This window comes from Nocardioides sp. NPDC054178, assembly GCF_055585005.1.
Genome location: NZ_JBVJKY010000003.1, coordinates 456614 through 481287 on the forward strand (window position 1 = coordinate 456614; position 24674 = coordinate 481287).

Sequence of the window (24674 nt, forward strand, 5' to 3'; positions counted from 1 at the left end):
GAGCGATGATGACATCTTCCTGCAGAGCCTGCACGCCATTTACCGCTGTGCTGTCAATAAGCCGAAGCGCTATCGCACACCTTCGTCGTTTGCCGCGATAGAGCACACAAGACCGCCGAGAGGAAAGGGGCCCCGGCGGCTGCCGGGGCCCCTTCACGATCACCCTGGGGTCAGGATGCCGCGAACGTACGCCCGATCCTGAGCGCCTGCTCCGTGGCTCCGCCGAAGACGAACTCGAAGCGCTTGGCGGTGGTGAAGTAGCGATGCGCCTCGCCGTCGAGGTCGATGCCGACACCGCCGTGGACGTGGACGGTGGTGTGGGCGAGACGGTGGGCGGCGTCGGCAGCCCAGAGCTTGGCGACGGCGACCTGGTCGGCGGCCGGCAGCCCGGAGGAGACCCGCCAGACGGCCTGCCAGAGGGTGAGCCGCTGGGCGAGCACGTCGATGAACCCGTCGGCCAGTCGCTGCGAGACCGCCTGGAAGGTGCCGATGGCGCGGCCGAACTGCTCTCGCGTCTTGGCGTAGGAGGAGGTGAGCTCGAGGGCCCCTTCGGTGACGCCCAACAGCTCGGCCGCGGCGGCGACGGTCAGCAGCTCGCCGAGCCGGGCTGTGGCGGCCGAGTCTCCGACCCGGCGAGCCGGGGCGGACGCGAAGGAGACCAGCGCGGTGACGTCGCCGTCACTGGTGTGCTGGGCGTGGCGCTCGACGCCGTCGGCCGTGGCCTCGACCAGGAAGACCCCGGTGGTGCTGTCCGGGGACGATGCGGTGACCAGGAACGCGTCGGCGATCATCCCGGCTCTGACCAGCGTCTTCACGCCGGTGAGCGTGTCGCCCGTGGCGACGACGGTGGGGGAGTCGGGCAGGTGGGAGTGCTCCTCGGCGACCGCGGCCGCCAGGACTCGGGACCCGTCGGCGACGCCGCTCAGAGCGTCCTCGGCGGTCTCCGCGAGAAGCAGGCCGCACGGCCCGTGCACGGCGAGCGGCACCGGCGCGACCCGCCGCCCGGCCTCGACCAGCACCCGGCACAGCTCGACGAGCCCGAGCCCCGCGCCGTCATGATCCTCGGGCAGATGGAGCCCGAGCAGCCCGGCCTCGCCGAGGGCGGACCAGAGGGATGCGTCGAAGCGGCCGCGGTCGCCGGCGGCCGCCTCGACCGTACGCAGCCGCTCGAGCGTGGTGGCGTCGCCGATGATCTTCGCCGCGAGCTCGGCGGCGTCGTCGGATTCGGTGGTGAAGGAGAAGTCCATGAGGTGTCCTCGGTCTCGGGTGGTCAACGCTTGGCGGCGGGGAGGCCGAGGCCCACGTAGCCGATGATGTCTCGCTGGATCTCGTTGGTGCCGCCGCCGAAGGTCATGACCAGCGACGAGCGGTGGAACCGCTCCAGACGGCCGGCGAGCACGGCGCCGGGGGAGTCGGCGGTGATCCCTGCGTGCGGTCCGACGATCTCCATGAGCGTCCGGTAGACCTCGGTCGCCAGCTCCGAGCCGTAGACCTTGGTGGCCGACGCCTCGGCCGGCGAGAGCGCGACCCCGTGGTCGGCGTCGGAGGCGAGCTTCCAGTTGACCAGCGAGAGCGCCTCGATGCGCGCATGGGCCCGGCCGAGGGCGAGCTGGACCCATTCGGCGTCGATCACCCGGCCGCCGCCCGGAACGGTGGTGGCGAGCGCCCACTCCTTGACCAGGCCGAGCGAGTGCACCAGCGGCGCGGCCGAGGTCAGCGCGACGCGCTCGTGGTTGAGCTGGTTGGTCATCAGTGCCCAGCCCCCGCCGCGCGTGGAGACGAGGTTCGAGGCGGGCACCCGGACGTCGGAGTAGTAGGTCGCCGAGGTGCCGACGCCGGCCACGGTCTGGACCGGCGTGTAGGAGAACCCCTCGGACGACGTCGGCACCAGGATCATCGACAGCCCCTTGTGGCGCGACGCCTCCGGCTCTGTTCGACAGGCGAGCCAGATCCAGTCCGCATACTGGATCAGGGACGTCCACATCTTCTGGCCGTTGATGACCCACTCGCCCGACCCCTCGTCGAGCACCGCCTTGGTCTGCAGCGAGGCGAGGTCGGTCCCGGACCCCGGCTCGGAGTAGCCGATCGAGAAGTGCAGCTCCCCGGCGAGGATCTTCGGCAGGAAGTACGCCTTCTGCTCCTCGGTCCCGAACCGCATGATGGTGGGGCCGACCGTGTTCAGCGTGAGATAGGGGATGGGCACCCCCGCCACGGCGGCGGCGTCGGTGAAGATCAGCTGCTCCACCATGGAGCGGTCCTGGCCGCCGTACTCCTTCGGCCAGCCGATCCCGAGCCAGCCGTCGGCGCCGATCTGCCGGATGGTCGAGAGATAGACCTCCTTGTCGGCCTCGTCCCCGAACTCGCCCGAGGCCCGCGCGAGCGCAGCCCGGCGCTCCGGCGTGACCAGCTGGGCGAAATACGAGGTGAGCTCTGAGCGAAGTTGCTCCTGGGCGGGTGTCAAGGCCACATGCATGTGATAAAACTAGAACAGGTTCTTGTTTTTGAATAGGCTCAGCTTGGAAAGTCCACAGCGGAAGGTACAAAAATGGCCGACCACACCACCCAGACCCGCATGCTCGACCACGGCTCGCAGCCGGAGCGCTTCGCGCGCGGTTGGCACTGTCTGGGTCTGGCCAGCGCCTTCAAGGACGGCAAGCCCCACGCGGTCGAGGCTTTCGGCGGCAAGCTGGTCGTCTGGGAGAACACCAAGGGCGAGCTGGGCGTGCTCGACGGCTACTGCCGCCACATGGGCGGTGACCTGACCCAGGGCGCCGTGAAGGGCGACGAGGTCGGCTGTCCGTTCCACGACTGGCGCTGGGGAGCCGACGGCCGCTGCAAGCAGATCCCCTATGCCCGCCGGGTGCCGCTGCGCGCCCGCACCAAGGCGTACGAGACCGTCATCCGCAACGACTCGCTGCTGATCTGGCACGACCCCGAGGGCTCGAAGGCCGACTACGACATCCTGCCGCCGGAGCTGCCCGACGTCAGCAACCGTGAGGTCTACACCGACTGGATCTGGAACACGGTCCCGATCAAGGGCAGCCACTGCCGCGAGCTGATCGACAACGTGGTCGACATGGCGCACTTCTACTACGTGCACTTCGCCTTCCCGACCGACTTCCGCAACGTCTTCGAGGACCACACGGCGACGCAGTACATGGCGTCCAAGGGGCGTCCGGACGTGGCTGGCGGCTACGGTGACGCCGACATGTTCCTGAAGTCCGAGGCGACCTACTACGGCCCGGCGTACATGATCAACTGGCTCGAGGTCGACTACAAGGGCTTCGTGACCGAGGTGATCCTGATCAACTGCCACATCCCGACCGGCCCCGACTCGTTCCTGCTGCAGTACGGGATCACCGTCAAGAAGCCCGAGGGGCTCGACGACAAGACCGCCGACTTCATCGGCAAGAAGTACGCCGACATGTTCGGCGACGGATTCCTCCAGGACGTGGCGATCTGGGAGAACAAGGCGCCGGTGCAGAACCCGCTGCTGTGCGAGGAGGACGGCCCGGTCTACCAGCTGCGCCGCTGGTACGAGCAGTTCTACGTCGACGTGGCCGACATCGAGCCCGAGATGCGTGCCCGGTTCGAGTTCGAGGTCGACACCACCAAGGCCAACGAGTTCTGGCACGAGGAGGTCGCCGAGAACCTGCGCCGGATCGAGGCCGAGAAGGCGGAGAACCCTGAGTCGAGTGACGCTGGGGTGAGTTGATGGCCTCGTTCGTCCCCACGTCGCAGGAGACCGTCGAGGACCAGCGGCTCTACACCCAGGCCCGCCTGGTCGAGGTGGAGTGCCTCGACTGCCTCGCCCGCGTCGGGGTGAAGAAGAACAGCGAGCACCAGACCTCCGTCCAGTGGACGGCCGAGGCGCAGGCCCAGTGTCCGGATCTCGTACGCCGCAAGGCCGCCGCCGACGGCGAGCGGCTCGTCCACGCCCGCTGCCCCCGTCTGGCGGCGTCCATCGAAGCAGCCGTCGCCGACGGCCGGATCCAGATCGGAGCCGAGGATGGCTACTGACTCTTTCCTGCTGCCCGTCAGCGACATCGTCAAGGAGACCGCCGACGCGCACTCGATCGTCTTCGAGCTCCCCGAGGACGTGAGGCACGCCTTCCAGCCGAAGCCGGGGCAGTTCCTCACCGTGGCCGTGCCGAGCGACCGCGACGGCCTGGCGGCGCGCTGCTACTCGCTCTCCAGCGCACCGGGTGACCCGCTCACCGTGACCGTCAAGCGCACCGTGGACGGCTACGCGTCCAACTGGATCTGCGATAACGTGCGCCCCGGGGACACGCTCCGCGTGCTGCCGCCGAGCGGGATCTTCACCCCTGCCGACATCGACGCCGACTTCCTGCTCTTCGCCGGCGGATCGGGCGTCACCCCGATCATCTCGATCGCCCGATCCGCCCTGAGGGAGGGCACAGGGCGGATCGTGGTCTTCTACGCCAACCGCGACGAGCGCTCGGTGATCTTCGCCGAGGAGTGGGCGCGGCTGGCCGCCGAGCACCCGGACCGGCTCCAGGTGGTCCACTGGCTCGAGTCGGTCCAGGGCCTGCCGACCGGTGAGCAGCTCAAGGCGTTCGCGGCCGACCGTCTGACGTACGACGCCTTCGTCTGTGGGCCGGCTCCGTTCATGAAGGCGACGGTCGCGGCGCTCAAGGAGCTGGAGTTCCCGCGGGCGCGGCGGCACCAGGAGAAGTTCGCGTCCCTGGGCGGCAACCCGTTCGGCGAGGTCGCCCCGGTCGAGGAGACGGAGGTCGAGGTCGTCGACGACGGCCCCAAGCAGCCCGTCAAGCTCGAGATCGAGCTCGACGGTGTCACCACGACGTACGACGACTGGGACGCGGGCACCCCGATGCTCGACTTCCTCGAGGCGAAGGGCGTCAAGGCGCCCTACTCCTGCCGCGAGGGCGAGTGCTCGGCGTGCGCGTTCCGGCTGCTCGAGGGTGAGGTGAAGATGGTCCGCAACGACGTGCTCGAGCAGGAGGACCTCGACGACGGGATCCGGCTGGGCTGCCAGTCGCTGCCGACCACCGACACCGTCCGCGGCACCTACTCCTGAGGGACTCGCGAGAGACACAGATCACCAACCGGTTGCCAGGTCGACGTGCCTGGCGCGATAGTGTCGCGCTGCCCGAATCACATCCCGCCGAGTCACCCGAAGAACGTCGTCGGCTGACCGGTAGGGCTCAAGCGAGGTTTCCCCCAACGTGTTCAATCGCAACTTCTACGCCGCCCAGGACGATCGGCGCTTCGTCGTCGGCTATGCGCTCGACCTCGGCTTCAGAGTCTTCGACGCCTACTCGGCACCTGGCCAGCCGTTGAGCGAGGTCACCACCACGGCGTCGGCCTCGCTGCTCGCCGCGCGGCCCGCGTTCAAGCTCTACGCCCCCAACACCGGCCCCGAGCCGGTGATCACCCGGGTCGAGCTGGACGAGTCGGAGTTCGGTCCGTCGGCCTTCGAGTACCAGTGCAACGGCTGGGGGCTCATCGGGCTCAACTTCGGTGGCGTCGTCGGCCTCGGCGGCCTCGGCTGGAGCACCCTGACCACCATGGCGGAGGCCCGTGCCGCGCGCTGGCACGCCGTGGAGCCGATCGGTCCCGCTCCCTCGGAGTGGAACTGGCCGGCGGTGGACGACGCCGCGATCAAGATGTTCGAGGCGATCGCGTCGATGGCCGGCTCCGCCGTCGGCGACAGCCCGATCCTGGCGGCCGCGGGTCAGCTCATCAAGGAGAAGGGTCTCCTCTACGAGTCCGGTGGCGGGCTGCACGCGCGTCCCGGCCTCGGCTGACGCTTGATATGCCGGACGTATCAATCGACGCTTGATCGATACTTCACAAGATCGCTCCGGCGATCCTAGATTTTCCGGCATGGACGTCAACCGCGCAGTCAGCCGAGCCCTGGTCCGCCCCGAGCGGGTGACGTCGTGAACGCGGTCGACGTGCACCACGTCGTCTCGGGCCGGACCGACGGCCCGGTCGTCGTCCTGTCCAACTCGCTCGGTGCCACCCATGCGATGTGGGACGAGAACCTGGCCGAGCTCGAGCGACACTTCCGCGTCGTGCGCTACGACACCCGGGGGCACGGTCGCTCGCCGGTGCCTCCCGGCCCGTACTCGATCGACGACCTCGCCGACGACGTCGTCGCCCTCCTGGACCGTCTCAGTGTCGAGCGGGCCCACGTCGTGGGCCTCTCGCTCGGCGGCATGACCGGGATGCGGCTCGCCGCACGCAACCCGGAGCGGGTCGACCGTCTGGTCGTGCTGTGCACCGGCGCGCACCTGACGCCGTCCACCGCGTGGAGCGACCGGGCGGCCACCGTGCGGGCGCACGGGACCCAGGCCGTCGCCGAGGCGGTCGTCGCCCGCTGGTTCACGCCCGGGTTCCTCGAGGCCAACCCTGACGTCAAGGCAACCTGCGAGGCCATGGTCGCCGGCACCCCGGCCGAGGGCTATGCCGGGTGCTGCGAGGTCATCGCGGCCATGGACCTGCGCGACGACCTCCCGGCGATCACCGCGCCGACCCTGGCCATCGCCGGCGCGAACGACCCGGCGACCCCGCCGCCCCATCTGGAGCAGATCGCCGACGCGGTCGTGGACGGCGGTGTGCTGGTCGTCCGTGACTCCGCCCACCTGGCCAACGCACAGCAGCCCGGGACCATCACGCCGGCGATCATCGACCACCTGCTGGAGAGGTGACCGAAACCCAGGTGCGCGTGGAGGTGCGGCCTGGCTAGGTTCGGCGCCGATGCGAGAACCAGATGCCGCGTTCGCGGACCCTCGTCAGGCAGTTCTTTACGACGTCTTCGACGACGACCGCTCCGACCTGGACGCCTACGTCGCGATCGCCCGTGAGGTCGGGGCCCGTCACGTCATCGATCTCGGCTGTGGCACAGGCTCGCTCGCCGTTCGGCTGGCCGGCGAAGGGGTCTCCGTCATCGGCGTCGACCCGGCCGCGGCTTCTCTCGACGTCGCTCGCACCAAGCCGTACGCCGACCGGGTCACCTGGATCGACGGCGACGCGACCGCACTCGTCGGCCTCGCCGGCTTCTCCGGTGACGCCGACATGGTCGTCATGACCGGCAACGTCGCCCAGGTCTTCGTCTCCGACGAGGACTGGTCCGACACCCTGACCGCGGTGCACACCGCGCTGCGCCCCGCGGGGTGGTTCGTCTTCGAGACCCGGCGTCCGGAGGCCCGGGCCTGGAAGGGTTGGGACATCGCGCCAACGGCCGTCGACCTCCCGGACGGTCGCACCGCCGTCGTCTCCCGTACGGTCACCGGCGTCGACCTCCCGCTCGTCACCTTCGAGGGGTCGACCACGCTCGGCGACGAGATCCTGACCTCGTCCTCCACCCTCCGCTTCCGCAGTCGTGCCGAGATCGAGCGCGACCTCCTCCTCCACGGCTTCACCGTGACCGCCGTACGCGATGCTCCCGACCGCCCGGGCAAGGAGCATGTCTTCCTCGCTCGTGCACACGGTTGAAAGGTCGTTCGCGCTCTTTCCCACGCGGGCACGCTCCCGGGCGCTGAAAGAAAGATTTCTTTCACCGCCCGGCCGACCGATCCCGGCCGCCACCCAGGTTCCCGGTGGTCCTCACGTGCCCACGGCAGAGAGGTTACGAGGGGTCCGGGGTGAGTACGTCGAAGACGACCTCGATCTCGATCCCGGAAGCCAGACGCCAGACCGCGTCCGCGACCTCATCGGGGTCGAGGGTGGCGAAAGGGGCCGCGGTGTCAGGAGCGGTGAGCAGCTGGTGGATGTCGCCGCGCTCGATCAGGCCGCCGACGACGAGGGAGCCGACATGGACGCCGTCCTCGGTGACCGCAGCGGCGAGGGTGCGGGCGTAGGTGCGCAGGGCGCCGGAGGCGGGGGCGTAGGGGCCGAGGAAGGGGAGCGGGACGAGGGCGCTGAGGCCGGAGACGTAGATCAGGGAGCCGCTGCCGCGCGAGCGCATCGCGGGCAGGACCAGGGAGGCGACCTCGGCGGCCGGCTCGACGATCTCGGCCATCGCGCGGCGGATGTCGTCGGGGCCCGTCTCGAGGATCCCCACGGAAGGTGCGCTCAGGTCGTGGGCGCCGGGGCCGTGGTAGACGACGTCGACCGGGCCGAGCTCCGCGGTGATCTCGTCGAGGACACGGGCGACGCCGCCGGGCTCCCGCAGGTCCGCTGCGACCGCGACAGCCCGCGCGCCGCCGGCCGCCAGCGTCTCCAGGTAACCGGGGTGGCGGTCGGCGCTGCGCGAGACCAGGCCGACGGCGTACCCCTCCTCGGCGAACCGCCGCGCCACCGACATCCCCAGGCCGGGGCCGACGCCCAGGACCGCGATCGTGCTCATCTGCTTCTCCCTCATGGATAGGTTGCTGATGTCAGCAACCCTCGCCGCCCGGCGGCGATCGCGGAAGAAGGCACTTCAATGTCAGATGGGAACACCGATGTGCCCCGGCACATCGTCAGCGAGGCGCTCGGGCAGGGGCTTCCGGAGAAGGTTCCGGCGGGGGAGTACGAGACGTGTCCGGTGACGCAGGCCGTGCAGATGCTGGGTGACAAGTGGACGCTGCTGGTCGTGATGATGCTGGCCGAGCGTCCGCACCGCTACAACGAGCTGCGGCGCCGGGTCGAGGGAGTCAGCCAGCGCATGCTGACGCGGACGCTGCGCACGCTCGAGGAGGAGGGGATCGTGACGCGTACGGTCTTCCCGACGGTGCCGCCGGGCGTGGAGTACGGACTGAGCGAGCGTGGCCGGGAGCTGCTGGTGCCGCTCGCCGGGCTCGCGGACTGGGTGGTCCGCGGCCGGGCGGCCTGACGCCTCAGAAGCCGCGGGTCCAGAAGACCTCCTCGTGGAGGTGGCGGGAGCGCCAGCCCTCCGGCGTACGCACGAATGAGTGGCGGTAGCGGCCGCCCACCTCGACGACCCGCTCGCCGCCGGATCCGTCGGCGATGAGCATCGGGTTGTCGAAGTACGCCACCACGTCCGCGCCCTCGTCGGTGAAGGTGATCGCGACCTGGCCGATGGTGTGCAGGCGCTTCTGGGAGAACGCGGGCAGCATCTCAGCGAGCCACTTCTTGACGTCGGTGACCTCGCCGACGGTGCCGCCCGACTCGGAGTAGTCGATCGTGGCGTCGGGGGCGAAGACGGTGTCGAGCGCGTCCCAGTCGCCGTCGTCGACGGCCAGGGTGTACCGGGTCAGCGCGTCGGTGATCTCGGCGCGGTCGATGAGCTCTTGGACGCCGGTGATGTGCGCAGTCATGGAAGGTCTCCTTCAGCGGGGCGAGAGGACGATGACCGGGATCTCCCGGTCGGTCCAGGTCTGGTAGGTCTCGAAGTCGGCGTACGTCTCCAGCAGCCGTGGCCACAGCTCGGCCCGCTCCTCGGAGTCGGCGATGCGTGCCCGGACGAGCCGGCGTCCCTGCCGGGGGACGCGGACCGCCACGTCGGGGTGGGCGCGCAGGTTGGCGACCCATTGCGGGTCCTTCGGCAGCCCGCCCTGCGAGCCGACCACGACCAGGTCGGAGCCGGACCGCATGAACAGCAGGGGCGTGGTGAAGGTGCGGCCCGACTTGCGGCCGATGTGCTCGAGCAGGAGCACGGGAGCCGGCTTGCGCCAGCCGGCCATCACCCGCCATCGGCCGCCGACGCGGCCGTTGGTCAGCTTGAACAGCGCCGTGTTGGCGCGGGCGCCGTACTTGATGACCCTCGCCGTCAGCGGCGAGTCGAGGCCTGAGGGACGTTCGAGAGAAGACGACATGACGAACACTCTGGCAGAAACTTAGAACACGTTCTAGTGTTGGCCCATGCGCTTCACCTATGCCGAGGCAATGACGCAGGCCGACTACTACGCACCGCTGGCTCAGGCGGCGGAGGCGGCGGGCTACACCAGCATGACCGTCGCCGACAGCCTGATCTATCCCGAGGAGTCCGACTCCACCTATCCCTACACCGACACCGGAGACCGGGAGTTCCTGCAGGGCAAGGAGTTCATCGAGGCGTTCATCCTGTGCGCCCACCTCTTCGCGGTGACCGAGACGCTGCGGCTGACGCCGTTCGTGGTGAAGCTGCCGGTGCGCCCGCCGGTGCTGGCCGCCAAGCAGGCCTCGAGCCTCGCCTTCCTCTCCGGCAACCGGCTCGGGCTCGGTGTCGGCCTGTCCCCGTGGCCGGAGGACTTCGCCGCCCTCGGCGTCGACTGGAAGCGCCGCGGCAAGCGGATGGACGAGTGCATGGACATCCTGCGCGGCCTGACCGACCCGAGCGCCAATGATGTGAACAGTTTCTTCGGCTACGACGGGGAGTTCTACACGTTCACGCCGCTCCAGCAGCGTCCGGCGCCGACCGAGAAGATCCCGCTGCTCGTCGGCGGTCACGCCGACGCCGCGCTGCGCCGCGCGGTCATCAAGGGCGACGGCTGGATGCACGCCGGCGGCGACGGCGAGGAGCTCGACCGCCTCCTGGTCCGCCTGGCCGAGATCCGGCGCGAGGAGGGCGACACCAGGGACGACTTCGAGGTGCACGTGATCAGCTACGACGCGTACGACCTCGACGGGGTCAAGCGGCTCGAGGACAAGGGCGTCACCGACTGCATCGTGGGCTTCCGCGACCCCTACGTGAAGGGGGCGGACACCGAGCCGCTGGAGAAGAAGATCAAGCACCTGGAGTGGTACGCGGAGAACATCATCGCCAAGGCCAACGGATGAGTGGTGCGTACGGCCTCACCGAGCCGCTCCAGCGGGCGATCGCGGAGGCGGAGGAGCTGATCGCGAACGCGCCCTTCATCCGCACCGAGGCCGACCGGCTCGAGGGCTATGAGTACCTCTCCGGCCGGATCCGGATGGCGATGCAGACCGCGTTCGACTATGACCTCGAGCAGCCGCTCTTCGTGAACCCGACCCACCAGTTCTCCAAGCAGGGTCTGGACAACCCCGACGCGATCTACTTCAACGCCTACCTGCGAGAGGGCGTCGAGTACGTCGTCCGCGGCCGTCGCGGGACCAGCGCCGACCTCTCCTTCCAGGTGATGGGCGGCGCCTACACCGCGGACTCCGCCGCGACCAGCCTGATGGCCTTCGACGACCGCAAGCTCCAGCTCGACTTCGACGGGTCCTTCGAGTTCACCTACACGGCGGAGCCGGGCGCGAAGACCCTGATCGTGCGCGAGGTCTTCAACGACTGGGGCACCGAGGAGCGCGGCACGATCACCATCGAGCGCCCCGACACCCTCGGCAAGCCGCGCCGCCCGCTCACCCAGGAGCTGCTTCGCAAGAAGTACGAGGTCGCGGCCCGATCGCTGACCGGCTCGATCCAGACCTGGTTCGCCTTCCCTCAGTTCTTCCAGTACAAGGAGCCGGTCAACACCCTCACCGTCCCGGCTCGGACGCCGGGCGGGCTGGAGTCGCAGTTCTCCTCGATCGGCCACTACGAGCTGGCCGAGGACGAGGCGCTCGTGGTGGAGGTGCCGCGCTGCGACGACTGCAGCTACCAGGGCATCCAGGTCGGCTCGGACTGGTACGCCTCGACCGACTACGAGACCCACCAGACCAGCCTCACCAAGGCCCAGGCGCGCACCGATCCCGACGGCGTGATGCGGTTCGTGATCTCCGAGCACCCACCACTGGACGGCGAGCCGATCGCCAACTGGCTCGAGACCACCGGGCACCGCACCGGCTCGCTGATGCTGCGCTGGCAGCGGCTCGAGCGCGACCTCACCGCCGCCGACGGACCGGTCGTGCACAAGGTGCGCACGGCGGACGTCGGTCAGCTGCTTCCGCATGCCGAGACGCTGAGCCCTGGGGGGTATGCGGAACGGATCGCCGCACGTCAGCGGGCGGTTGCGCGGAGAATGCTCAGCTGAGGAGCGGGCGCGACGCGAAGGCGTAGGGCCCCTATGATTGCCGCCCATGGCCAGTCCCCACCACGAGCCACCGACGATCCCGGGCTTCCGGCATCGTCGTCCGATCGGCGCCGGCGGATCCTCCGAGGTCTTCCTCTACGAGTGGCCGCAGGAGAAGGTCGACGTCGTCGTCAAGGTTTGGAACGACCGCCTCGGCGGCGAGACGCAGGACGCCTTGGCCAAGGAGACCAAGGAGATCGCCGACCTCGCCGCGCACCCTCATGTCCTGCCCCTGCACGCGGTCGGCGTCTCCGACGACGACCGCAGCTTCGTGGTGATGGACCATGGTGTCGGCGGCGACCTGCAGACCCGCTGGAAGCGTGAGCGGCTCCCGGTCGCCGAGGCGCTGAGCATCACCATCAAGGTCGCGGGCGCGCTCGACATCGCGGCCCGGCACGGGATCCTGCACGGCGACGTGAAGCCCGCCAACATCCTGCTGACCGCGGCCGGCGAGCCGCAGCTGGTCGGTTTCGGGGCACTCTCCTCGGCCGGGCGCCTCGGGGGTGCCGACTCGACCTCGCTGCCGTGGATGGCCCCGGAGATGCTCTCGGACCCACCCGAGCCGAGCGGCTGGGCGGACATCTGGAGCCTGGCCGCGACCTGCTACACGCTGCTGGCGGGGCGTACGCCGTTCGAGGGGGCGCCGGAGGCGCTGCCGGAGCGGATCCGGACGCAGGACCCCGCGCCCATCGACCGGGACGACATCCCGGCCTCCTTCGAGGAGGCGCTGCGCAAGGCGATGTTCAAGCGTCGCGCCGGCCGGCACTGGAGCGCCGCCGACTTCGGCAAGGCGCTCCAGGCGGTCGAGGAGGAGCTCGGGCTGCCGGTCACGCCGCTCGCGGACATGCCCGATCCGGAGGACGAGGCCGCCAAGGTCGCAGAGGTCGCAGCGGTCACTGAGATCGCCGTCGCTCCGGACCCGGTCCCGGCACAGGACGAGTCGTCGGATGCGGGAGACACCGCCGAGGTGCCGATCGTCACCGGCCCGATCGTCAGCGGCCCCGTCGTGACGGAGCCCGTCATGACAGAACCCGTTGTGGCCGAACCCGTTGTGGCCGAACCCGAGTGGGCCGAGCCCGGCGACCACGAGGACGTCCTGGGCCACCGGGTCGACGTCGACCGCCTGGCCCGGCTGCTCGCCTCGGCGCACACCCAGCTGCCGATCTCGGTGGCCGTCCAGGGGTTGCCCGGCAGTGGCCGGTCGACGTTCATGGGCAAGGTCCAGGAGCGCATCGAGTGGCTCGCCGAGCACGACGCCGCCTACGCCGCCCCCACCAGGCACGTACGCATCGACGCGCGACAGTACGCCTCCGGGGACGTCGCCGGCGCCGTGCTCGACAGCGTCCGGGGCACGGGGAGGAGCCAGCCGCCGCCGCTGGTGGCCAAGCACCAGGCCGCGCAACGGCGGAAGGCCGAGCTGCAGGCGGCCCTGGCCGGGGTGCCCGAGGACGACGGGCAGCGCGGCAAGCGCCGGGCCCCGTCGATGGGTGCCACCATGGCGCTCGCCGCGATGGACCGGGAGGTGGCGGCCTACGAGGCCGCGCTGCGGGCGGCGCCACCGGGGCCCCCGCCTGGTCCGCAGCCGACCCGGACGGTCGTCTACGTCGACGACCTGGACAGGTGCGACCCGGCCACCACCGCCGGGGTGCTGCAGGCGATCGACGAGCTGGGCGGCCGCGACGGCGTCGCGGTGGTCGCGGCCGTGGACGCGCAGACGCTGCGGCGATCGCTCGAGGGCCGGGTGGCGGAGCCCGCGGCGTACCTCTCCCGGGTCTTCGACGTGCCCTTCGCGCTGCGCGCGTTCGCGGGTGACCCCGCGGTGCGGTTCATGCGGTCCCTGATGCGTCAGGCGGTGCCGTCATGGCCCTCGGCGCTGGCCGCGGGCACCGGCGACCAGTCCGGGCGCCAGGTCGTGGTGGAGAGCTTCGAGCTGTCGCCGGGGGAGGCGCTCTTCACCAGCGAGCTGGCGAGGTTCTGCGCGACGCCCGGTGGCGCCAAGAAGCTGCTCACGATCTACCGGCTGGCGCGCACGGCTCCGGTCGCGAGCACGACCGCCGAGCCGTCGGCGCTGCGGGCCCTCGGGATCCTGGTCGCCATCCTGGTCGGCGCGCCGGCGCAGGCGGCCCAGGTGCTCGGTGCCGTGGTCGAGGAGCTGGCGGCCGGGGATGACGGCGCCACGTTCCGGAAGGTCCTGGAGAAGGTCGCGCGCGAGCACACCGCCGGCTGCGGGCGAGCCACGTGCGGCTCGTGCGGGGACTGGTCCCGGGTGAACCGTGCCTTCGCCGACCTCGTCCGGAGCCAGGAGGTGCCTCAGGAGGTCGGGGCGTACGCCGAGTGGGTCGACGAGGTCGCCAGATTCGCCCTTCCCGACTGACCCCTTACAAAAAACTGAAACACGTTCTAGTCTAGGCCCCATGACTGGACTCCTGGATGGCAAGGTCGTCGTACTCTCGGGGGTCGGCCCCGGCCTCGGACGCTCGCTGGGCGAGCAGGCCGCGCTGATGGGCGCCGACCTGGTGCTCGCCAGCCGCACCGAGAAGCGGCTGCAGAAGATGGCCGGCGTCATCGAGGAGCACGGACGACGTGCGCTCGTGGTGCCGACCGACATCACCGACGAGGACGCCCGGCGGCACCTCGTCGAGGCAGCGCTCGAGGAGTTCGGGCGCGTCGACGTACTCCTCAACAACGCCTTCGGCATCCCGCCGATGGACCCGCTGACCCAGATCCCGCTCGACGCGCTCCGGCTGGCCCAGGAGTCCAACGTGTACGCCCCGCTGCGGCTCTCGGCCCTCTTCGCCGACGCACTCGCGGCCACCCCCGACAAGCCCGGCGGCGCGATCGTGATGATCAACTCCGCCGTGCTCTACCAGAGCCAGCCGGAGTTCGCCGGCTACAAGCTCTCCAAGGGCGCCCTCGCGCACCTGTCCTCCTCGCTGGCCACCGAGCTCGGCCCGCGTGGCATCCGGGTGAACTCCGTCGCGCCGTCCTACATCTACGAGGACGTCAACAAGTCCTACTTCGACTGGATCGCCTCGGAGTCGGGACGGACCCATCAGGAGGTCTATGACGAGAAGGCCGCCCCGACCGACCTGAAGCGGCTCGCGACCCCCGAGGAGGTCGCCCGGGCGGCGCTGTTCCTGGCCAGCGACCTGGCCTCCGCGGTCACCGGGACCGTGCTCAACGTGGACTGCGGGGAGTTCCATGACTGAGACGCCTCCGACGGAGACCGCGCCCCGCGAGCGCGCGGACGTCGGGACGTACGAGGACATCTGCGCCGCCGCCGTCCGCACCACGGGGCTGACCGACTTCGGGGGGACGGATCACGAGGAGGGCCTGCGGCTCCTCGTCGAGGACCTGTCCTCGCCCGAGGCCGGGCTGACCCCGGTCGGCAACTACTTCCACCGTGCCCAGGTGAAGTCGGCCCTCGTCGGCCGGCTGATGACGCAGGCCCGGCTCGCGGAGTTCCCCCAGCACCAGGACGTACGCATCGAGCGGCCGATCTTCGTCACCGGCCTGGTCCGCACCGGCACCACCGCCCTGCACCGGCTCCTGGCCGCCGACCCGGCGCACCAGGGTCTGGAGACCTGGCTGACCGAGTTCCCCCAGCCGCGCCCGCCGCGCGAGACCTGGGAGGACGACCCGGTCTTCAACGCGCTGCAGAACGCCTACCGGCAGCACCATGTCAGCAACCCGGAGTTCATGGGGATCCACTACATGGACGCGACCAGCGTCGAGGAGTGCTGGCGGGTGCTGCGGCAGAGCGGCAAGTCGATCTCGTTCGAGTCGCTGGCCCACGTGCCGCGCTACTCGGCCTGGCTGGCGAAGCAGGACTGGCGCGATGCGTACGAGGTCCATCGCCGTTCGCTGCAGCTCATCGGGCTCAACGATCCCGACAAGCGCTGGGTGCTGAAGAACCCCTCCCACCTGGTCGCGCTCGACGCGCTGATGGAGGTCTACCCGGACGCGCTCGTCGTGGTGACCCACCGGGAGCCGGTCGTCTCGGTCGCCTCCGGCTGCTCGCTCTCCGCCGAGGCGACGGCCGGGATGTCGACCACGTTCGTCGGCGAGGTCATCGGGGAGACCCAGCTGGAGATGCTCTCCCGCTCGTGGCGCTCCTTCGGCGAGGCGCGCGGGCGATACGACCAGGCGCAGTTCCTCGACGTCGACTACCGCTCGTTCGTCAAGGACCCGGTCGGCACCGTCGAGGGCATCTACGCCCACTTCGACATCCCCTGGAGCGAGGCGGCGCGTGCCGAGGTCGCCCGCATCGACGCCGAGTCGCGTTCGGGGAGCGCCCGGCCGAAACACGACTACCGCCTGGCCGACTACGGGCTGACGGAGGACGAGGTTCGCCAGGCGTTCACCTACTGATCCGGCGCGACCTGCGCCGCGGATCCACCGAGGTGCCCTAGGGTCCGACGCGAGCTCACGAGGGTGTGGCTCATGATGCCCAACCCACGGGAGTCTGTGATGAGTCGCGCCGCTGCGGTCCTGGCCTCCGAGCCGACGGAGGCGCCCGCCAGGCCCTCGGCCAGGCTGGTCGCCGTGCTCGCCCTGCTGGCCGCTTTCGCGGCTTCGATGAGCCTCTACTTCGCCACCACCCAGGCGCTGTCCTACCACGCGCGCGACGAGGGGCCGAACGCGTCGTACGCCATCTCTCTTTACGCCGGCGACCTGCCCACCATCGACTCGCCGGTGGCGCAGGACCGGGACCGCTTCCCGCAGATCACCCGGGGCGCGAACCGGGAGGAGCTCGACCGTCACCGGTTGATCTGGACCGCCAACCATCCGCCGCTCTACTACCTGCTCGGCGTGCCGTGGGTCGCGCTCGCCGATGCGCTCGAGAACCCGCAGGTGCTGATCGCCGGGATGCGCGCGGTGAGTGCGCTGGCGTACGGGGCACTGGTGTTCCTGGTCGGTCTGATCGCCTTCGAGGTCACCCCACGGCGCCCGGCCGCCGCGATGCTCGCCACGGCGATCACCGCCTCGCCGGCAGTGCTGGCGGTCGCGGCCGGGTTCATCATGAACGACAGCGTCGCGGTCGCCGCCTCCTCGCTGACGGTGCTCGCGACGCTGCGCATCCTCCGGCTCGGGGTGACCCGGAACCGGATGATCGTGATGGCGGTGGCCGGCACCCTGGCCGCCGCGACGAAGGCGCCCGGCGTGATCACGGTGATCATGTGCGGCGCCGCGCTCGGCGTGACGCTGCTGCTGCGCGACCGCAGCCGGAAGGGCTTCCTCCGGGCGACCTGGCTGACCGCGATCGCCACCGGGGCGCCGGGCCTGGTGATCGGCTGGTTCTACGTACGCAACATCGTGCTCTACGGCGACGCGACCGCGAGCTCGGCGCTCCTGGAGCGCTACCAGCGGGTGCAGGTCGACACCTGGTTCGAGGTGATGACCGCGCCGCGCTTCTGGCACGGCTGGTACGACCACCTGTGGGTGCCGCTCCCGCTCCGCGGCACCGGGCTGCACTGGGTGATCGACACCATCACGCTCGTCGCGCTGCTCGGGCTCGTGCTCGGAGTGGTCGCGCGCCTGCGGGACCACGGTCGTGAGCGGGGTCTGGTCGTCAGCGCGCCCCGGGTGCCGTCGGTCGCGACCGTGGGCCTGCTCGTGCTGATCGCGCACGCGTTCGTGATCATCGTCAACCTCGCCCAGTTCCGCTCCGGCGGCGGCAACCCGCACGAGCGCTACCTGATGACGATCATGCCGCTGGTGGCGATCGTCCTCTCGGTCGGCCTCCTGGCCATCGTCGACGCGCTGCCGTGGGGTGAGATCCGCCGGCGTGAGGAGATCGCGGCCGCGCTGGTCTCGGCGTTCCTGGTGGGGATGGCGGCCGCGACCTTCTCGGTGTCGGTGCGCACCCAGATCCACCTGGGAGCCGACCGCCTGCTCCCCGAGATCAGGCCGCTGTCGTACGTGGTGCTGGGGGTCGGTGCCGTCTGCGCGATCGCCGGGGTGGTGCTGCCGCTGGTCTGGGGTCCGCCGGCACTCAGGCGCCCGTCGTCCGGACGATCGGAACCGATCGGAGCCGAAACTGTCGGTGGTCGCGCGTAGCCTGGGTGTCATGCGTCCTGTCACCGATCTCGAGCGTCGTGTCGCCCCGTTCAAGGTGGTCTCCGACTACCAGCCCGCGGGCGACCAACCCGCTGCGATCACGGAGATCACCCGGCGGATCCAGGACGGCGTCAAGGACGTCGTCCTCCTCGGCGCGACCGGCACCGGTAAGACGGCGACGGTGGCGTGGACCGCCGAGCAGCTGCAGCGCCCGATGCTGGTGCTGCAGCCCAACAAGACCCTCGCCGCCCAGTTCGCCAACGAGCTGCGCCAGCTCTTCCCGGACAACGCGGTCGAATACTTCGTCTCCTACTACGACTACTACCAGCCTGAGGCGTACGTCCCCCAGACCGACACCTACATCGAGAAGGACTCCTCGATCAACGAGGAGGTCGAGCGGCTTCGCCACTCGGCCACCAACTCCCTGCTGACCAGGCGCGACGTCATCGTGGTCTCGACCGTCTCCTGCATCTACGGCCTCGGCACCCCGCAGGAGTACGTCGACCGGATGATCCGGCTGCGGGTGGGGGAGGAGCACGACCGCGACTCGATCCTGCGCCGGCTGGTGGAGATCCAGTACACCCGCAACGACCTCTCCTTCACCCGGGGCACCTTCCGGGTGCGCGGCGACACCCTGGAGATCTTCCCGGTCTATGAGGAGCACGCGGTCCGGATCGAGTTCTTCGGCGACGAGATCGAGCGGCTGATGACGCTGCACGCCGTCACCGGCGAGGTGCTCACCGAGGACCAGGAGCTCTACGTCTTCCCCGCGACCCACTACGTCGCCGGCCCCGAGCGCATGGAGCGCGCGATCAACGGCATCGAGGCCGAGCTCGACCAGCAGCTGAGCACCTTCGAGAAGCAGGGCAAGATGCTCGAGGCGCAGCGGCTGCGGATGCGGACCACCTACGACATCGAGATGATGCGCCAGGTCGGGTCGTGCTCCGGGATCGAGAACTACTCGATGCACATCGACGGCCGTGAGCGGGGCTCGGCGCCCAACTGTCTGCTCGACTACTTCCCGGAGGACTTCGTCCTCGTCGTCGACGAGTCCCATGTCGCGGTCCCGCAGGTCGGCGGGATGTACGAGGGCGACATGTCCCGCAAGCGCAACCTGGTCGAGCACGGCTTCCGGCTGCCCAGCGCCCAGGACAACCGGCCGCTGAAGTGGGAGGAGTTCCTGGAGCGGATCGGTCAGACGATCTACCTCTCCGCGACACCGGGCAACTACGAGCTGGACCTGGTCACCCGCGACGGCGGCGACCCTGACGTGGTCGAGCAGATCATCCGCCCGACCGGCCTGATCGACCCCGAGGTGGTCATCAAGCAGACCAAGGGCCAGATCGACGACCTGATCGGCGAGATCAACGACCGCGTCGCCAAGAACGAGCGCGTCCTGGTCACCACGCTCACCAAGAAGATGTCCGAGGACCTCACCGACTACCTGCTCGATGCCGGGATCCGCACGCGTTACCTCCACTCCGAGGTCGACACGCTCAAGCGGATCGAGCTCCTCCGCGACCTGCGGCTGGGGGAGTACGACGTCCTGGTCGGCATCAACCTGCTCCGTGAGGGTCTCGACCTCCCGGAGGTGTCGCTGGTCTCGATCCTCGACGCCGACAAGGAAGGCTTCCTCCGCTCGGACAAGTCGCTGATCCAGACCATCGGCCGCGCGGCCCGAAACGTCTCCGGTCAGGTGCACATGTACGCCGACAAGATCACCCCGTCGATGGAGTCGGCGATCGAGGAGACCAACCGCCGTCGCGCGATCCAGATGGCCTACAACGAGGCCAATGGCATCGACCCGCAGCCGCTGCGCAAGAAGATCGCCGACATCACCGACATGCTCGCCCGCGAGGACGAGAGCACCCAGGAGCTGCTCAACACCTGGGCCGGCACCGAGGCCAAGGGCCGCGCCGGCAAGGCCACCGCCAAGTCCCCGACCCCGATGCTCGGCGATGCCGCCCGCGAGGCCCGCGAACGCGGCCTCGTCGGCCTCCCCTCCTCCGACCTCGCCCAGCTCATCGGCGACCTCACCGACCAGATGAAGGGCGCCGCCGCCGAGCTCCAGTTCGAGGTCGCCGCCCGCCTCCGCGACGAGATCTCCGACCTCAAGAAGGAGCTCAGGCAGATGATGGAAGCGACGAAGTGAGGAGGGGGGCGGCGTAAGCCCCTCTGCGCCGAAGGCGCCTCCTGGGTTTACGCCGCCCCCCGACGAACGAGGAGCTGCGCGCGAGCGAAGCGAGCGCGCTGGCGACGAAGTAGTAGCACGCTGGTCGAGCCGCCGGAGCCGCTAGGCGGAGGCGTGTCGAGACCAACACGGCCCCATCGAGCGCAGATGGGACCGTGTTGGTCTCGACACGCTCGCTGGCGCTCGCGGCTCGACCAGCGGACGAGACCCGGCTCGACCAGCGGATCAGCCACCGGCTAGACCAGCGGTGGCGGGTCACCCCGCGAGCATGTCCTCGATCAGATCAGCAGCCCGACGAGTGCCGCCCTCGGCGAGCGCATCGGCACGCAGCTGAGCCGAGCGGGCGACCCGGTCAGGATCGTCGAGCAGCTCGAGCAGTGCCGTACGCAACCCAGCAGCGGTGACGTCCTCGGCGTCGATCCGCCGGGCGACGCCGAGGTCGACCAGACGGTCGGCGTTCATGAACTGGTCGACCGCCTGCGGGACCGCGACCATGGGGACGCCGGCCATCAGACCCTCGCTGCTGCCGCCCATCCCGGCATGGGTGACGAACGCGTCGGCCTCGGCGAGGACGGCGCGCTGCGGCAGCCAGGAGCGGACCTCGACGTTGCTGGGAAGGCCGCCGAGATCGGCCGGGTCGAGCTGGGTGCCGAGCGACATCACCAGGTGCCAGCCGGGCAGCGTGGCGTATGCCTCGATGCAGGCCCGGAAGAACTCGATGTCCGCGGTGTAGGCCGAGCCCAGGGAGACCAGCAGGACGTGATCGGCGTCGGCAGGGCGGGTCCAGGTCTCGTCGGTGTCGAGCGCGAAGCACGGTCCGACGAAGGTGACGACCTCCTCGTCGACCTTGTCGGCGTGGGGCTGCATCGCCCGCGGGATGAGCGCGAGCGCCCGCGTCGGCGCCCCGGCGAACGTCTCCGGGTCGCGCGTGCTCGCCCCGGCCTCGGTGAGCCAGGCCCCGAACCGGTCCAGGTAGTCGCCGTAGCCCGGCAGCTGCCGCACCTGGGCACCGACCTCGTCGGCGTACCCGTCCCAGGCGACGAACGTCGGCGAGAGCTGCACGAACGGCCGTTCCTGCTTCTCCGCGAGAGCCCGGGCGGCGTAGCCGCCGATGTCGTAGAGGTAGAGGTCGGCCGGCTCGGCCCCGTAGAACTCGGCCAGATGCGGGAGCACCCCGATGGCGTCGTCGAGGAAGATGCCCATCCCGGCGACCGGGTCCTCGGGCCAGAGCCGGTCCTCGACGGGCAGCACCGTCGGCATCGGCACGAGCTCGGCGCCGGTCGGCTTGATCGCCTCGGCCATCGACTCGTGGGTGGCGTACGTGACCCGGTGGCCGCGCGCGACCAGCTCCTTGATCAGCTCGAGACTCGGCAGGACGTGGCTGATCGCGGGCGAGGCGACCATGGCGATGTGGCGCGATGAAGTAGTCATGACACCGCTGGACGCTATCGGCCGGCCGGGCCCTGACGCGACCGAGTTGTGCGTCAACGTTCGGTCACCCGCGCGTTCCGCTCTGTTCATCGCCCGTGACCCGTGGCCCGGGTGTTCCGTCAGTTTCACCCGTTACCGTCGCAGGGTGTCTGTCCCTCGGGTCTCCATGTCCCAGTCCACGATCTGCGTCCTGCTGCTGGGTGTGCTCGGCTTCGCCATGAGCGCCCAGGTGGCGATCGCGATGCCGGCCCTGTTCAAGGCCGACGAGCGGGCCCACGCGGCGTACGCGGTGGCGCTGTCGCAGGGCACGCTGCCGACGATCGACACCGACATCCCCGACGACCCGGCCCGCTACCCTCAGCTGGCCGAGAGCCTCTTCGGGGCCGATGAGGCCCATCGCGACATCTGGGTCGCCAACCACCCACCGCTCTTCTACGCGATGAGCCTGCCGCTGGTCTGGCTCGGCGACGCCGTCGGCTCTCCGGGTCTGACGCTGCTCGGGATGCGCCTGCTCAACGCGCTCGGTTTCGCCCTGACCACGATCATGGTCGGCCTGCTGGCGCGCGAGCTGGTGCCACGGCGGCCGGTGGTGCCGGTGATCGCCTCGGCGATGTGCATCGGCTGCGGCGCGATGACCTTCGTGGGCGGCGGGATCTACAACGACGGCTGGTCCTCGGCCGCGGCGTTCACGACTCTCTACCTCGGGTTCCGGATGATCCGCCAGGGGGTGACGCGCGAGCGGCTGATCGCCGCGACCGCGGTCGGCGTCGCGGCCGCCGGGTTCCGGTCGACCGGCCTGGTCGCGGTCCTCTTCCTCGGCGCGTGCGTGCTGGTGGCGATGTGGCTGCGGGAGCCGTCGCTGCGTACGTTCCTGCGCGGCACGTTCTGGCGTGCCGTCGGGATCGCGGCGGCCATCGGGATGGCGCCCGTGGTCGTCTTCGGCTGGTTCTACGTGCGCAACATCCGGATCTACGGTGACCCGACCGCGTCGAGCTCGCTCTTCGAGAAGTTCGGGCGCGAGCCCAACGGCACCACCCTGTTCCAGCTGGTCAACCCGGAGTTCTACGGCCATCTGCTCGGCAGCCTGTGGACCGACGGCAACATCGCCAACACCTGGAGCCAGGCGGCCGTCATCGTGCTCACGCTGACCGTGGTCGGCCTCGTGCTCGATGCCGCCGCGAAGGCCAACCCGCGTCGCACCGGAGTCCTGCGGCGCATCCGGCTCGCCCCGCAGAGCACGATGCAGCACCGCCAGGACCTGGCCATCTGGGCGCTCCTGGGTGGCTACTGTCTGCTGATCCTGATCAACGTCGCTGGGTTCATCGCCGGCGGCGGCTGGATCCACGCACGCTACGCGGTGCCGTTCCTGCCGTTCCTCGCCGCCGGTGCCGGGATCGCCGCGCTGCGCCTGGGCCGGCTCCTGCCGCTGCGAGTGCCGACGGGCTCGCGAACCGGCGTCACCGCGCTCGACGAAGCGCGCGACCTGCGGGTCGGCCTGGGTGTCTCGCTGGCCTTCATGGTCGTCGGCCTGGTGTGCCACCTCGACACCGAGCAGTACGTCGACGGGCCGGTCAGCAGCACCTTCGCCCTCGTCGCCCTGGTCGCTGCCGACCTGGTGATGTTCGCGGTGGCCGCCTACGTCGCCACCGAGCTGCGCCGACGGATGCGGCCGGACAGGTTCGATCCGGTGCCGACGCTCTCCGCCCCTGTGACCGAGATCGCGCGTCCGCGGCAGGAGACCGGCACCTCGACGGGGCTGCCGACAAAGTAGCCTCACTATGTGAGTGAGCATGATCCCCAGCCGACAGCACGAGCATGGGCCGTCTGGGGGATCGCCCTCGCGGTCTATGGCCTGGCGGTCTTCCACCGCAGCAGCCTCGCGGTCGCCGGTCTGGTGGCGACCGAGCGCTTCGGGATCGGCGCCGGCCAGCTGGCGACCTTCGTCATGCTGCAGCTGCTCGTCTACGCCCTCATGCAGGTGCCGGTCGGACTGCTGGTCGACCGGTTCGGCTCGCGTACGGTCCTCTCCGCGGGCGCGCTGATCCTCGCGCTCGCCCAGGCTGGGTTCGCGTTCGCGGACTCCTACTCGCTGGCCCTGCTGGCGCGTACGTTCGTCGGGATGGGCGACGCGATGACGTTCATCTGCGTGCTGCGGCTGGTCCCGTCGTGGTTCCCGGGTCGACGGGTGTCGCTGGTCAGCCAGCTGACCGGCACCGTCGGACAGCTGGGTGCGATCGCGGCCGCGGTCCCGATGACCTGGGCCCTCGGTCACCTCGGCTGGACCCGCGCCTATCTCACGGCCGCGTTGATCGGCCCGGTCCTGCTCGTGCTCCTGCGCCTCTTCGTCCACGACGGGCCCGACGACCGCCACCGCCGGGGCAGCTCCCTCAAGCCGCGCGAGCTCGGCCGGAGCCTGAAGGCGTCCTGGTATCAGCCGGGCACCCGCCTCGGCTTCTGGATCCACTTCTCCACCCCGTTCAGCTCCCACCTGATGGGGCTGCTGTGGGGATTCCCGTTCCTGGTGACCTCCGAAGGGCTCTCCGACACCCTCGCCGGGACGCTCCTCTCGGTCACCGTCATCGCCGCCCTGGCCGCGGGTCCGGTGATGGGCATCCTCGCCGGGCGTCATCCGTGGCACCGCTCGACGGTGGCGCTGGCGATGATCGCCGCGCTGGCCTCGGTGTGGACGCTCGTGCTCGCCTGGCCGGGCGAGGCGCCGCTGCCGGTGCTGCTGCTCCTGATGGCCGTGGTCGGCTTCGGCGGACCGGCCTCGATGATCGGCTTCGACGTCGGCCGCACCAGCAACCCGCCCGCGCGGATGGCCAGCGCCAGCGGGATCATCAACCAGGGCGGCTTCATCGCGGCGCTGCTCGTGATCGTGCTGGTCGGCTGGATCCTCGACTGGCGTACGCCGGGAGCCTCGACGTCCTACACGCCGGAGGCGTTCCACTGGGCGATGTCGGTGCAGTACCTGTTCTGGGGTCTCGGGGTGGTGCAGATCTGGCGTCACCGGCGTGATGTGCGGCGGCGTACGACCCGGAAGCAGGTCGCCTCCGGCTCCTCGATGGTCACCGACTGATCGCCCGCACGTCACCTGAGCGGCATCCCGG

22 protein-coding genes are annotated in these 24674 nt (G+C 70.1%); 16 read left to right on the top strand and 6 right to left on the bottom strand.

The window, feature by feature from the left end; translation table 11 throughout:
- Positions 1 to 170 precede the first annotated feature (170 nt).
- Positions 171 to 1247 carry an acyl-CoA dehydrogenase family protein gene (locus ACZ6WN_RS14780; RefSeq protein ID WP_465865509.1) on the bottom strand — a complete coding sequence of 359 codons (1077 nt, stop codon included), beginning with the start codon at positions 1245 to 1247 and terminating at the stop codon, positions 171 to 173.
- A 23-nt stretch (positions 1248 to 1270) separates the two neighbouring features.
- Positions 1271 to 2473, bottom strand: coding sequence for an acyl-CoA dehydrogenase family protein (locus ACZ6WN_RS14785; RefSeq protein ID WP_465865511.1), 1203 nt, complete (start codon positions 2471 to 2473; stop codon positions 1271 to 1273).
- Positions 2474 to 2545: 72 nt separating this feature from the next.
- Between ACZ6WN_RS14785 and ACZ6WN_RS14790 the strand changes: the two genes are divergently transcribed.
- From ACZ6WN_RS14790 to ACZ6WN_RS14815, 6 genes are all read left to right on the top strand, one after another.
- Entirely contained in the window at positions 2546 to 3715 is a 1170-nt protein-coding gene (locus ACZ6WN_RS14790; RefSeq protein WP_465865512.1) for a Rieske 2Fe-2S domain-containing protein, read from the top strand.
- A complete protein-coding gene (locus tag ACZ6WN_RS14795) occupies positions 3715 to 4020 on the top strand; it encodes a hypothetical protein (RefSeq protein ID WP_465865514.1) in 306 nt (101 codons plus the stop codon). Before ACZ6WN_RS14790 ends, ACZ6WN_RS14795 begins: the two co-directional genes overlap by 1 nt.
- Positions 4010 to 5059, top strand: a complete 1050-nt coding sequence (locus ACZ6WN_RS14800) for a 2Fe-2S iron-sulfur cluster-binding protein (protein WP_465865515.1) — start codon at positions 4010 to 4012, stop codon at positions 5057 to 5059. Before ACZ6WN_RS14795 ends, ACZ6WN_RS14800 begins: the two co-directional genes overlap by 11 nt.
- 148 nt (positions 5060 to 5207) lie before the next feature.
- Positions 5208 to 5789: a hypothetical protein gene (locus ACZ6WN_RS14805; RefSeq protein ID WP_465865517.1), complete on the top strand. Its 582-nt coding sequence runs from the start codon at positions 5208 to 5210 to the stop codon at positions 5787 to 5789.
- Between the two features lie 135 nt (positions 5790 to 5924).
- The gene (gene pcaD, locus ACZ6WN_RS14810; RefSeq protein WP_465865519.1) at positions 5925 to 6695 is read left to right on the top strand and encodes a 3-oxoadipate enol-lactonase; all 771 of its coding nucleotides are present in this window, start codon (positions 5925 to 5927) and stop codon (positions 6693 to 6695) included.
- A 49-nt stretch (positions 6696 to 6744) separates the two neighbouring features.
- Complete coding sequence (locus tag ACZ6WN_RS14815; protein ID WP_465865520.1) at positions 6745 to 7482, top strand: class I SAM-dependent DNA methyltransferase; 738 nt, start codon at positions 6745 to 6747, stop codon at positions 7480 to 7482.
- Positions 7483 to 7615: 133 nt separating this feature from the next.
- On the opposite strand, the gene ACZ6WN_RS14820 is transcribed toward ACZ6WN_RS14815, so the two are convergent.
- Complete coding sequence (locus ACZ6WN_RS14820) at positions 7616 to 8335, bottom strand: SDR family NAD(P)-dependent oxidoreductase (RefSeq protein ID WP_465865521.1); 720 nt, start codon at positions 8333 to 8335, stop codon at positions 7616 to 7618.
- 78 nt (positions 8336 to 8413) lie between these two features.
- On the opposite strand from ACZ6WN_RS14820, the gene ACZ6WN_RS14825 reads away from it, so the two are divergent.
- On the top strand, positions 8414 to 8803 hold the full coding sequence (locus ACZ6WN_RS14825; protein ID WP_465865523.1) for a winged helix-turn-helix transcriptional regulator: 390 nt from the start codon (positions 8414 to 8416) through the stop codon (positions 8801 to 8803).
- Positions 8804 to 8807: 4 nt separating this feature from the next.
- Here ACZ6WN_RS14825 and ACZ6WN_RS14830 read toward each other — a convergent pair whose 3' ends face one another.
- Together ACZ6WN_RS14830 and ACZ6WN_RS14835 are read right to left on the bottom strand one after the other, a co-directional pair.
- On the bottom strand, positions 8808 to 9248 hold the full coding sequence (locus tag ACZ6WN_RS14830; protein WP_465865524.1) for a nuclear transport factor 2 family protein: 441 nt from the start codon (positions 9246 to 9248) through the stop codon (positions 8808 to 8810).
- 12 nt (positions 9249 to 9260) lie between these two features.
- Complete coding sequence (locus tag ACZ6WN_RS14835; protein ID WP_465865525.1) at positions 9261 to 9746, bottom strand: nitroreductase/quinone reductase family protein; 486 nt, start codon at positions 9744 to 9746, stop codon at positions 9261 to 9263.
- Positions 9747 to 9792: 46 nt separating this feature from the next.
- On the opposite strand from ACZ6WN_RS14835, the gene ACZ6WN_RS14840 reads away from it, so the two are divergent.
- The 7 genes from ACZ6WN_RS14840 to uvrB all read left to right on the top strand — a co-directional run bounded on the left by ACZ6WN_RS14840 (position 9793) and on the right by uvrB (position 20094).
- Complete coding sequence (locus ACZ6WN_RS14840; protein ID WP_465865527.1) at positions 9793 to 10689, top strand: TIGR03619 family F420-dependent LLM class oxidoreductase; 897 nt, start codon at positions 9793 to 9795, stop codon at positions 10687 to 10689.
- The gene (locus tag ACZ6WN_RS14845) at positions 10686 to 11843 is read left to right on the top strand and encodes a hypothetical protein (protein WP_465865528.1); all 1158 of its coding nucleotides are present in this window, start codon (positions 10686 to 10688) and stop codon (positions 11841 to 11843) included. Before ACZ6WN_RS14840 ends, ACZ6WN_RS14845 begins: the two co-directional genes overlap by 4 nt.
- A gap of 46 nt (positions 11844 to 11889) precedes the next feature.
- A complete protein-coding gene (locus ACZ6WN_RS14850; protein ID WP_465865529.1) occupies positions 11890 to 14256 on the top strand; it encodes a protein kinase domain-containing protein in 2367 nt (788 codons plus the stop codon).
- A 40-nt stretch (positions 14257 to 14296) separates the two neighbouring features.
- On the top strand, positions 14297 to 15091 hold the full coding sequence (locus ACZ6WN_RS14855; protein WP_465865530.1) for an SDR family oxidoreductase: 795 nt from the start codon (positions 14297 to 14299) through the stop codon (positions 15089 to 15091).
- On the top strand, positions 15084 to 16253 hold the full coding sequence (locus ACZ6WN_RS14860) for a sulfotransferase family protein (RefSeq protein WP_465865532.1): 1170 nt from the start codon (positions 15084 to 15086) through the stop codon (positions 16251 to 16253). The genes ACZ6WN_RS14855 and ACZ6WN_RS14860 overlap by 8 nt, the downstream gene beginning before the upstream one ends.
- A gap of 99 nt (positions 16254 to 16352) precedes the next feature.
- Entirely contained in the window at positions 16353 to 17942 is a 1590-nt protein-coding gene (locus ACZ6WN_RS14865) for an ArnT family glycosyltransferase (protein WP_465865534.1), read from the top strand.
- Between the two features lie 10 nt (positions 17943 to 17952).
- On the top strand, positions 17953 to 20094 hold the full coding sequence (uvrB, locus tag ACZ6WN_RS14870) for an excinuclease ABC subunit UvrB (protein WP_465865535.1): 2142 nt from the start codon (positions 17953 to 17955) through the stop codon (positions 20092 to 20094).
- 294 nt (positions 20095 to 20388) lie between these two features.
- On the opposite strand, the gene ACZ6WN_RS14875 is transcribed toward uvrB, so the two are convergent.
- Positions 20389 to 21564: a macrolide family glycosyltransferase gene (locus ACZ6WN_RS14875; RefSeq protein WP_465865536.1), complete on the bottom strand. Its 1176-nt coding sequence runs from the start codon at positions 21562 to 21564 to the stop codon at positions 20389 to 20391.
- Positions 21565 to 21709: 145 nt separating this feature from the next.
- On the opposite strand from ACZ6WN_RS14875, the gene ACZ6WN_RS14880 reads away from it, so the two are divergent.
- Together ACZ6WN_RS14880 and ACZ6WN_RS14885 are read left to right on the top strand one after the other, a co-directional pair.
- Positions 21710 to 23335, top strand: a complete 1626-nt coding sequence (locus ACZ6WN_RS14880; protein ID WP_465865537.1) for an ArnT family glycosyltransferase — start codon at positions 21710 to 21712, stop codon at positions 23333 to 23335.
- A 9-nt stretch (positions 23336 to 23344) separates the two neighbouring features.
- A complete protein-coding gene (locus tag ACZ6WN_RS14885; RefSeq protein ID WP_465865539.1) occupies positions 23345 to 24643 on the top strand; it encodes an MFS transporter in 1299 nt (432 codons plus the stop codon).
- The last annotated feature ends 31 nt before the right edge of the window (positions 24644 to 24674 follow it).